Below are 10,240 nucleotides of genomic sequence, written 5' to 3'. Positions count from 1 at the left end.
CGCAAACCCAAACAACAATCCCAGAAACCGGCGGCCAAACCGGCGGCCAATCTGGCCATTCGACATCTTCATGCCGCTCGCGCTCCTTGTCATAAATAAACCCTAAACAACCCCCTAAGCAGTTCCCGCCGGCGGCAGTCTGCTGGTCGACGTGACGCTTCCGCAAACAGCCCGGGAAGGCTGTCTAGCTAGAACGCATCCAAAGCCGCCTCTCTCAAACCATAATTCGTCGCCCCTCGCAAGGACCAAGACAGCAAGCCGGCGACGCTTTTGGCTCCCGGTCCGGCGCATTCGGCCGGCAACCGCATTTGACCGGCAAATCCGAGCGGAAACGCGCTTTTTGCGGCCTCCAGGCGCTTGACAGGCGGATTGTCCGATGTAGGCACAGGCGCGGTCGGCTAAAGAGATTCGGCGGCGGTTGAGGTTGATTCAGGCGAAGACTGCCTTCAAGGCGCCTTCATTGCCCATCAGTCCCGCGCGGGACCGGGTTGGCCCAGGGTATGGTACGCGAGAGCAGGGAATCGAGCCGGATGGGGCCTTCGAAACAGTCGACCGGAGCCGCCTCGGGCCGCACCGTCAGGGTTGCGGCGGCACCGCTCGTGACCCGCATGCTGACCGGCTGGGTCATCGCCCGTCTCGCCATCGCCAGTCTCGCCGTCGGCTTCTGCGGCGCGGCCTTCGCGCAGGGCGCCGTCAAATCGGTCCATGGCGACTGGCAGATCCGGTGCGATACGCCGCCCGGCGCCAAGGCCGAACAATGCGCCCTGATCCAGAGCGTGGTGGCGGAAGACCGCTCCAATGCCGGCCTGACCGTTATCGTGCTCAAGACCGCCGACCAGAAAAGCCGGCTGATGCGCGTGGTGGCGCCGCTTGGCGTGCTGCTGCCCTCCGGCCTTGGCCTGAAGCTCGACAATGTCGATGTCGGACGCGCCGGGTTCGTGCGCTGCCTGCCCAACGGCTGCGTCGCCGAGGTCGTGCTGGACGACAAGCTGCTGGGGCAGTTGCGCAGCGCCAAGACGGCGACCTTCATCATTTTCGAGACGCCTGAGGAAGGCATCGGCTTTCCGCTCAGCCTGAACGGATTGGGCGAAGGTTACGACAAGCTGCCATAGCGATTTGATCCGGCGCTGCGAAACAGGTGAAGGTTTGGAAAGGGTCTCCTTTTCGCGGCAATCATGCCTATCTTGAACCTCGACCGCTTCGCACGACACGGAACGGCCGCATATCCGCGTTGAATTCGGAGCAAGCCATGACCAATCCCCTCACCACGTCCCTGTTCGACCGTGCCGATCTCGATCGCGATTCCGTGCGCAACGAAGTGGCGCGGGGCCTCAGCGGCGCTGACGACGGCGAGTTGTTTCTGGAGTACAGCCAGAGCGAGGCGCTGATGTTCGACAACGGCCGCCTCAAGCAGGCGACCTACGATACCTCGCAAGGCTTCGGGCTTCGCGCCGTCAAGGGCGACGCCGTCGGCTACGCCCATTCCTCCGACGTGTCGCTGCCGGCGTTGATCCGCGCCGCCGATGCCGTCGGCGCCGTGCGCGGTGGCTATCACGGGACCTTCGCGGCCGCTCCCTCCCGCACCAACGTGCGGCTTTACGGTGACGAGAACCCGCTCGACGGCCTCGGCTTCGAGACCAAGGTGAAGCTGCTTGCCGAAATCAATGCCTATGTCCGCGACAAGGACCCGCGGGTGCGTCAGGTCTCCGTCAGTCTCGGCGCGACCTGGCAGGTCGTCGAAATCATGCGTCCGGACGGAGAAAGCTACCGTGATATCCGTCCGCTGGTGCGGATGAACATTTCCGTCGTCGCCGGACAGGGCGACCGGCAGGAAACCGGCAGCCACGGCTATGGCGGACGCGAGGGCTATGCCCGGTTCATCGAGACCAAGGCGTGGCGTTCGGTCGCCGACGACGCGATCCGTCAGGCATTGGTCAATCTGGAATCGATTCCGGCGCCGGCCGGCGAGATGGACGTGGTGCTCGGTCCCGGCTGGCCCGGCGTGATGCTGCATGAAGCGGTGGGACACGGCCTGGAGGGCGACTTCAACCGCAAGAAGACCTCCGCCTTCGCAGGGCTGATGGGTCAGCAGGTCGCGGCCAAAGGCGTCACCGTGGTCGATGACGGCACCATTTCGGCCCGGCGCGGCTCGCTGTCGATCGACGACGAGGGCACGCCGACCGGCCGCACCGTGCTGATCGAGGACGGCATCCTGGTCGGCTACATGCAGGATCGCCAGAACGCACGGCTGATGGGAATGAAACCCACCGGCAACGGCCGCCGCCAGGACTATGCCCACGTGCCGATGCCGCGCATGACCAACACCTATATGCCGGCGGGCGATCGCGACCCGGCCGAAATCCTGGCGTCGGTGAAGAATGGCATCTACGCCGCGAATTTCGGCGGCGGTCAGGTCGACATCACCTCCGGCAAGTACGTGTTCCAGTGCACCGAGGCCTACAAGATAGAGAACGGCAAGCTCGGCGCGCCGCTGAAGGGCGCGATGCTGATCGGCAACGGTCCGACTGACCTGCATCGCATCACCATGGTCGGCAACGACACCGCGCTTGACGATGGCGTCGGCACCTGCGGCAAGAACGGCCAGGGCGTCCCGGTCGGCGTCGGACAGCCGACGCTGCGGATGGACCGGATCACGGTCGGAGGGACAGGCGGATGAGCTTGGAGTCCTCAACATCGGGCTCGGTGGTTCGCCGCTGGGGCGGACAGGTCGTCCAGATCGCGGCGATCGTGCTCGTGGTGCTGCTCGCCAAGGGCGCGCTCGCCGAGCCGTTCTACGTGCCTTCAGCCTCGATGGAGCCGACGCTTTTGATCGGCGACGCGCTGCTGGCCTCGAAATACCCTTACGGCTACTCAACCGCCTCGATGCCGATCCACATCTCGTTTCCCGAAACCTCGCGCGTTTTCGGCGAACTGCCCAAACGTGGCGACGTTGTGGTGTTCCGCTGGCCCGGCGACCGTTCGCAGGTCTGGGTAAAGCGCGTCATCGGCCTGCCCGGCGACCGCATCCAGATGCGCGACGGCCAGGTCTGGATCAATGGACAGCCGGCTCCGTTGAAAGCCGACGGAATCGGCGAGGCCGAGGATGACAACGGCTCCGACGAGCCGGCGCATCGTTATGTGGAAACGCTGCCCGGCGGAGTCTCGCACACGATTTTCAAGATTCACGACAACGGCCGGCTCGACAACACGGCGGAGGTGACAGTGCCGCCAGGCCATCTGTTCGTGATGGGAGACAACCGCGACAACTCCGCAGACAGCCGCGTGCCGGTCCGCGAGGGCGGCGTCGGCCTGCTCTCGACCGACAACCTGGTCGGCCGGGTCGATGCGATCGTCGGCTCGTGGGATATGGGCATCCGTAACCAGCCGGTCTGGACCTGGCTCTCCGGCTTTCGCTTCGCGCGTTTTTTCACGGCGGTGCACTGACAGAGCTTGCCGGTGAATGGCCCGGTGACCGATAGAGCATGATCCCGAAAAGTGGCAACCGGTTTTCGGAAAAGATCATGCTCAAACAAAAAGACAAGCGACGAGTCTGATTCATCGCAGTTGAAACAGACTCTTGCGGCCATGATATCGGATGAATTCATCGCGCGGGCCGCGCTGCGCAATCCGCTCAACGAAGCGATCGCTGGGAGTTGTCCCGCATCAGGACTGCCCAACGCGTGGATCATCAGCGACGATGACGTTTTCTACTTCGATCCCGACGCCTCATGGCAGGCTGCGGATGCGACGACCCGGGAGGCGCAGACACGCCTCACGCATTTCAAGACGGTGGAAGACACTGTGGCCCGAACTCGCGGTGTTGCCTGCATCCACGTCTTGACGAATGCTATCGCACCACCCCGGACGTGAAGCCGGGCCTGCGATGCGGCGGCTTGATTTCCTTTTTCAGGAAGCACCGCGCGGCTTTTCCGGCATATCCGGGCCGCGCATAGGTCCATGCCCGGCACTTGCTGTCGGCATCGCATGCACGGCGGCAGACCTGATCGGCGTCGGCTCTTTCCTCTTTCTTGAGCTCGAAGCTGCGATAGTCGCCGCCCGAGCGATCGGTGGAGGTTTCGACCGGACCGGTTCGCCGCTCGATCACGCCGGCGCCTCGCACGCCGGACACGCAACACGGGTTCGCGATCCGCGGCGGAACGGCATTCTTGAGCCAGCACACCGCTATTTCCGACCCCTCGCCAGGATAGCTGAAGCTCCAGGCACGACAGTGGCGGTCGCGCTCGCAGGCCAGCGCGCAGTCGGCCGGGTCGCCCGACCGCAGCGTCATTCGTAGATAGTCGGCGCCGGGCCGGTCGAAATTCGTCTGCGCATGCGCCGAGCGCGCCGTTGTAAGGGCCATCATCGACAGCGCAGCCAGCACCATCAGGCCAGCCTTCAATGCATTGACTTTCAACACAGGCCGCAAAGCTAAAGTGTCCCAAACAAGAAGAGCGCGGATAATGCTCATTAAATCGCCACGTTGATGTATGGCGGATGAACGAGCCGCCGCCAACCTGCCGTTGGTCCAAAGGCCGGACGAGACTCGACTCTGTGGCCAATCCCAAATCCGAAGTTCGCTTTACGCGAATTCAGAACGCGTATTCGCTGTACGCTGGTTCCACGGACCCTGCCCATGGGCCGTTGAATTTTTCCAGCATCTCCTCGGCGGGAGAGCGGCCTGAGTCCAGGATACGGTCGAGCGGCTCCAGATGTCGTGACTCGTCGCGGCCGAAAGGATCGACATGGCCGCGTCGGCGCAACCCCGCATGCGCGAGCACCAGGCATTCCCTTGCGATCTCGAACAGGTAACGGTCCTTGATCCGGGCCTTGAAGCCCATGCGCGGCACGTCATCGCGCAACGCCTGACGTTCCGGCGCATTCCAGCGCTTCACGATGTCCCAGGCCGCATCGAGACTGGTGTTGTCGTAGAGCAGCCCGACCCAGAATGCCGGCAGCGCGGGCAGGCGCCCCCACGGCACGCCGTCGGCGCCGCGCATTTCCAGATAGCGCTTGAGCCGCACCTCGGGAAAAATCGTCGACAGATGATTGGCCCAGTCCGAAAGGGTCGGCCGCTCGCCGAGGATGGCCTCGTTCCTGCCGTGGAAGAAATCGCGGAACGAGGTGCCGGACACGTCGATATAATTTTCGCCGCGCTTGACAAAATACATGGGAACGTCAAGCGCGTAATCCACCCAACGTTCGAATCCCATGCCGTCCTCGAACGCCCACGGGATCATGCCGGCACGGGCATTGTCGGTGTCGCGCCAGATTTCCGAACGGAACGACAGAAAGCCGTTCGGCTTGCCTTCGGTGAAGGGAGAATTTGCAAATAACGCCGTCGCGACCGGCTGCAACGCCACCGAGACCCGCAGCTTCTTGACCATGTCGGCTTCGGAGGAGAAGTCGAGATTGGTCTGAACCGTGCAGGTCCGGAACATCATGTCGAGACCGTATCGGCCGACCTTCGGCATGTAGTCGCGCATGATCCTGTAACGGCCCTTCGGCATCATCGGAATCTGCGCCCGCGACCACGACGGCGTCATGCCAAGGCCGAGAAATCCGATGCCGAGCGGGGTCGCGATCTCCTTGACCTGCGCCAGATGCGCAGCCAGCTCCGACTGGGTCTGATGCACTGTTTCGACCGGCGCGCCGGACAGTTCGAACTGCCCCCCCGGCTCCAGCGAGATCGCGCCACCGCCGGTGACGTCATGGAGACCGATGATATTGCCCTGCTCCATGATCGGCTCCCAGCCGAGCAGGAGTTGCATTCCTTCCAGCAACGCGCCAATGCCGCGCGCGCCTTCATACGGCACGGGCTCGTGGCCCTGATGCGTGAACGGCGTTTTTTCGTGCTCGGTCCCGATGCGGAATTCGGATGCCGGCTTTACGCCGGCTTCCAGCCACGCCACGAGCTGATCGCGCGATTGCAGCGGCGTCATATCGATCTGGTCACGCGCCATGAAAAATCCCGGTGCGGGGCGTTTCGACCGAACGCACGCCGTGTCGGTTTAGAGAACATCGGGCCGAGCGGCCCGTAACCGCGAAAGACAAAAGAGACGTCATTGCGTGGACGCACCGTCTCTCACAGCAAGCGCCTGAGCCTCATTGCAGGAACAACCGAGCCGGTCAAGCAGCCCGCAAAGTTCTGCGGCTTCGGCGTCGGAGAGTTTGGAGCCGACATGCTTTTCGATCGCCGCCGAATAGGCCCGCCCCATCCTCTTCTGCAAGGCGCGGCCGGCGTCGGTGATCTCGACGAACTGACCGCGCCTGTCGGCCTTGCATTCGCGCCGCGCCGCCAACCCCTCATCCACCAGGCGGTCGATCAGGCGCGAGGTCGTGTATTGCGGCAGCAGCATCTGCCTTTCCAATTCGACCGGCCGCAGTTCGCCCGCCTGCGCGCGCGACAGTTCAGACAGCGCCTCGTAGCAGGCGAGCGGCGGAAAACCCGCCTCCTTCAACTCATGCTCCACCGTGTCCAGCACACGGCTCTGCACGCGCATCAGGCGGATCCAGGCCGCGGCTGCCTCGAGGGAGGGTTTGCGTCTCATCATGAAGTCCCTGTATCCCGCCGACCAGCCTACCGTACTCCATGCAACTGCATCAATCGTGACTCCCGATTTGCCGGAGCGGCTGCAATTCTTCGCAAAATGCAACAACAGCGGCCAGAATTCCGCCCCAGGAGTACTCTGCCGCCTACAAAACCAAAGGTTGCATATGGGTGTCGGGTTGAGCGCGCATCCGTTCTCGGAATGCAACTTTTAGCCGCAACCGCATGACTCCTTAACCCGTTGTTTACCGTAACACGAAAAGGTTGGGCCTCGGAGGCAGACCCCCGCGCCGGTTTGGGATTCTCTATTCAAAAGGGCGCGCAAGGGAGCCGAAGGCGCATCGGATGCGCCGGTCAGACACCGGACGAAAGCATGAACTCGCGCGGATCGTGGAGCGAAGACGGCATTGAACCATCCGTTCGCGAGCGGGCCGAAGCCGCCGCGCGAAACGCCGGGATGTCCCTGAACGAGTGGCTCAGTTCAACGGTCGGCAACGCCATGCCGCAGTCCGGGATGGCGGAGGCTTCGGTTGCGAGCGAGGGCGGCCGCGAGGTCGCAGACATTCACCGGCGGCTTGATTCAATCACGCGCCAGATCGACCAGTTGTCGGGTCCGGCCAGGCCCGGCGAACCGGCCGTCGCCCGCCAGCTTAACGACGCTATCTCGCGGCTGGATGCGAGGCTCGCCCGGGTCGCCGCACAAGCGCCCGCGGCGTATCCGCAGTATCGAACCGACAGGGTCGAGCGCGCCGCCGCCGAGCTTTACAACCGGACACCGTTGCCCGATCCCGCCTCGCTCGAATTCGCGATCGCGGAAGTCGCCGCGCGCCAGCACGAACTCGACGGCGCTTCGCGCGCCTCGCCGCTGTCCGGCTCACCGCCTGTCGCACCGGCGATGACAACGCCGCGGCCGGTTTCGGATTTCTCCAGCCTCGAGCGGCAACTTTTCAAGATCACGAGCCAGATCGAATCGCTGCGGCCGGACGGAATCGAGCAGTCGATCGCCGCATTCCGCAGCGAGTTGGCCGGCATCCGTCACGTCATCACCGAGGCGATGCCGCGCCGTGCGATCGAATCGATCGAGGACGAGATTCGCTCGCTGTCGCAGCGCATCGACGGCATTCGCCAAAGCGGCAGCGACGGCCAGGCGCTGGCGAATATCGAACGCGCCCTCAATGAGATTTCCGACGCCCTGCGATCGCTGAAACCGGCCGAGCAGCTTGCGGGATTCGACGAAGCGATCCGCAATCTCGGCAACAAGATCGACACCATCGTGCGCGACAGCGGCGACAGCGGCGTGGTGCAGCAGCTCGAAAACGCGATCGGCGCGCTTCGCGGCATCGTCTCCAACGTCGCCTCCAACGACGCGCTGACGCGGCTCAGCGACGATCTCACGATGCTGTCGTCGAAAGTCGACCAGCTCGGTCGATCCGGGGACAATAGCGATTCGTTCGCCGCGCTCGAACAGCGCGTGGCCGCGCTGACGGCGACCCTCGAAAGTCGCGAACGGCCCGCAACCGGCGGCGGTTCAGAGCAGCTTGAAGAAGCCGTGCGCGCGCTGTCCGACCGTCTCGACCGTCTGCCGGCTGGCCACGACTCGTCATCGGCGCTGGCGCACCTCGAACAGCGGGTCTCGCTGCTGCTCGAACGCCTGGAGACCGCCGGCGGCCATTCGGGAACCGATCTCGGGCGCGTCGAGGAAGGCTTGCAGGACATCCTGCATCATCTGGAGCGACAGCAGGCCGGGCTCGCGGCGCTGGCCGAAAGCGGTCCGCGCAGCGCCGGCCCGGCGGCCATGGACAGCGAGGTCGTCGAGGCAATCAAGCGCGAACTCTCGGAGATGCGCTTCTGCCAGTCGGAAACCGACCGCCATACCCAGGATTCGCTCGAGGTCGTCCATAATACGCTCGGTCACGTGGTCGATCGGCTGGCGATGATCGAAGGCGATCTGCGCACGATCCGCGCCATGCCTGCCGTCCCGCCACGCGGAGCGACGACGTCGGAGCCGCCGGCGGGTCCGCCGCCAAGACCCGAATTGCCGAATCCCGTGCTGTCGCAAATGGCGATGCCACAGCCGGCTCAGCCAATCCCGACGTCGCCGCCGATCCCGTCGCACGCGATCGATGAAGACCTGTTTCCGGAAGAGACCTTCGAGCCCTCGGGAACGTCGCGCCAGCCGCAACCCCGTCCTGCGATCGACCCGGACCTGCCGCCCGATCATCCGCTGGAGCCCGGCACCCGTCCACCGGGACACGGAGCGTCGCCGTCGGAGCGCATCGCGGCGTCCGAAAGCGCGATCGGCCACATCGCCGAAGCGCTGAGCGAACAGTCAAGCTCATCATTCATCGCCGCGGCGCGCCGGGCCGCGCGCGCCGCCGCCGAGGCGCCGCCGGCGGACAAGTCCGGCCGGACCAAGATCGAGATCGAACCGGCGCGCCCCGCCACTGCCGGGTCCGCCATCACCTCCAGGATCCGCTCTCTCCTCGTCGGAGCGAGCGTGGTGGTGATCGTGCTCGGCGGTTTCAAGTTCGCGATGTCGCTGCTCGATGGAACCCAGCGCGCGAGAGTCAGCGACACCGGTTCGTTCACCTTGCCCGAAACAAAACCGCCGGCAGACACCGAGGCCAAGCCCGGAACAGATAACCCGAGCGCGATTCCGGGAATGCCGTCGATGACCTCGCCGACGCCGATCGACCGGCAGTCAATGAATTCACCGTTGCCGGCCGGCAGCGCGGTTCAACCCGAACGCCTGTCAGACGTGACGCCGCCGAGCCGGCCGGAGACCGCATCCGCCGATGTCACCGGCACGCTTCCGACCGTGCCGCCCACATCCGCTCCGACGACACACACGCTGGAGCCGATCGCAATTCCCCGCTCCGAATCCCTCCCTGACGGCATCGGCAGCACAAAGCTGCGGACCGCCGCGCTCCACGGCGACGCCGCAGCGGCGTATGAAATCGGCGTTCGCTATGCCGAGGGCAAGGGCGTTGCCGTCAATTACGCCGAAGCCGCCAAATGGTACGATCGCGCGGCGGAGGCCGGCGTGGTGCCTGCCATGTTCAGGCTCGGCACCCTGCATGAAAAGGGCCTCGGGGTTGCCAAGGATTTCGACGCGGCGCGGCGTTATTACATGCAGGCGGCCGAACGGGACAACGCCAAGGCCATGCACAATCTCGCCGTGCTCGACGCCGATGGCGGCGGCAAGGGCGCCAACTATACGAGCGCGGCGCAATGGTTCCGCAAGGCGGCCGAGCGCGGCGTCGCCGACAGCCAGTTCAATCTCGGCATTCTTTGTGCCCGCGGCATCGGCATCGAACAAAATCTCGCCGAATCCTACAAGTGGTTCAGCCTCGCTGCCGCCCAGGGCGACGTCGATTCCGGGCGCAAGCGCGACGAGGTGGCCAAGCGCCTCGATCCGCAGTCGCTTGCCGCGGCCAAGCAGGCGGTCGAGAGCTTCGTCCCCATACCCCAACCGGACGATGCGGTCGGCGTCGCAAGCCCCGCAGGCGGATGGGACGGCGCGGCCGCACAGCCGGCCGCAAAGCCCCTGGCCGCAACAAAGGCCTTGAGCAAAACCACGGTGGCCCGATCCGTTACGGCCAGGCAGGCGATGGCTCGGCAAGCGATGGCGAGACCGGCCGCGCAATAATCGCGGTATCCACCAACTTCTGACATGAGCGGGAGCCGGACGAA

8 protein-coding genes are annotated in these 10,240 nt (G+C 64.7%); 5 read left to right on the top strand and 3 right to left on the bottom strand.

Translation table 11 applies throughout. The features are described 5' to 3' along the window. Nucleotides 1-530 precede the first annotated feature (530 nt). The 4 genes from BGO16_RS18070 (at nt 531) to BGO16_RS18055 (ending at nt 3,870) form a co-directional block, all read left to right on the top strand. Nucleotides 531-1,112, top strand: coding sequence for an invasion associated locus B family protein (locus BGO16_RS18070; RefSeq protein WP_292620540.1), 582 nt, complete (start codon nt 531-533; stop codon nt 1,110-1,112). 137 nt (nt 1,113-1,249) lie between these two features. Continuing rightward, complete coding sequence (tldD, locus tag BGO16_RS18065) at nt 1,250-2,677, top strand: metalloprotease TldD (protein ID WP_292620539.1); 1,428 nt, start codon at nt 1,250-1,252, stop codon at nt 2,675-2,677. Next, entirely contained in the window at nt 2,674-3,444 is a 771-nt protein-coding gene (lepB, locus tag BGO16_RS18060; RefSeq protein WP_292620538.1) for a signal peptidase I, read from the top strand. Before tldD ends, lepB begins: the two co-directional genes overlap by 4 nt. A gap of 120 nt (nt 3,445-3,564) precedes the next feature. After that, a complete protein-coding gene (locus BGO16_RS18055) occupies nt 3,565-3,870 on the top strand; it encodes a hypothetical protein (protein ID WP_292620537.1) in 306 nt (101 codons plus the stop codon). Here the strand turns inward: BGO16_RS18055 and BGO16_RS18050 are convergent. The 3 genes from BGO16_RS18050 to BGO16_RS18040 form a co-directional block, all read right to left on the bottom strand. Further along, nucleotides 3,848-4,468 (bottom strand): PAN domain-containing protein, encoded by a 621-nt coding sequence (locus BGO16_RS18050; protein WP_292620536.1) that lies wholly within the window; start codon nt 4,466-4,468, stop codon nt 3,848-3,850. The genes BGO16_RS18055 and BGO16_RS18050 overlap by 23 nt on opposite strands. A 121-nt stretch (nt 4,469-4,589) precedes the next feature. Next, nucleotides 4,590-5,960, bottom strand: coding sequence for a glutamate--cysteine ligase (locus BGO16_RS18045; RefSeq protein WP_292620535.1), 1,371 nt, complete (start codon nt 5,958-5,960; stop codon nt 4,590-4,592). Between the two features lie 99 nt (nt 5,961-6,059). Continuing rightward, on the bottom strand, nt 6,060-6,548 hold the full coding sequence (locus tag BGO16_RS18040) for a MarR family transcriptional regulator (RefSeq protein WP_292620542.1): 489 nt from the start codon (nt 6,546-6,548) through the stop codon (nt 6,060-6,062). Between the two features lie 372 nt (nt 6,549-6,920). On the opposite strand from BGO16_RS18040, the gene BGO16_RS18035 reads away from it, so the two are divergent. After that, a complete protein-coding gene (locus BGO16_RS18035; RefSeq protein ID WP_292620534.1) occupies nt 6,921-10,196 on the top strand; it encodes a hypothetical protein in 3,276 nt (1,091 codons plus the stop codon). Nucleotides 10,197-10,240 lie beyond the last annotated feature (44 nt).

Source organism: Nitrobacter sp. 62-23 (genome assembly GCF_001897285.1).
In the GTDB taxonomy this organism is placed as follows: Bacteria; Pseudomonadota; Alphaproteobacteria; order Rhizobiales; family Xanthobacteraceae; genus Nitrobacter.
The sequence above is the reverse complement of the archived record's forward strand: the minus strand, read 5'-3'. Positions and strand labels throughout refer to the sequence as shown.

Excerpts from the sequence above, each read along its gene's own strand:
- BGO16_RS18070 (WP_292620540.1), top strand. The coding sequence starts at position 531 with ATGGGGCCTTCGAAACAGTCGACCGGAGCCGCCTCGGGCCGCACCGTC.
- tldD (WP_292620539.1), top strand. The coding sequence starts at position 1,250 with ATGACCAATCCCCTCACCACGTCCCTGTTCGACCGTGCCGATCTCGAT.
- lepB (WP_292620538.1), top strand. The coding sequence starts at position 2,674 with ATGAGCTTGGAGTCCTCAACATCGGGCTCGGTGGTTCGCCGCTGGGGC.
- BGO16_RS18050 (WP_292620536.1), bottom strand. The coding sequence starts at position 4,468 with ATGAGCATTATCCGCGCTCTTCTTGTTTGGGACACTTTAGCTTTGCGG.
- BGO16_RS18045 (WP_292620535.1), bottom strand. The coding sequence starts at position 5,960 with ATGGCGCGTGACCAGATCGATATGACGCCGCTGCAATCGCGCGATCAG.
- BGO16_RS18040 (WP_292620542.1), bottom strand. The coding sequence starts at position 6,548 with ATGAGACGCAAACCCTCCCTCGAGGCAGCCGCGGCCTGGATCCGCCTG.
- BGO16_RS18035 (WP_292620534.1), top strand. The coding sequence starts at position 6,921 with ATGAACTCGCGCGGATCGTGGAGCGAAGACGGCATTGAACCATCCGTT.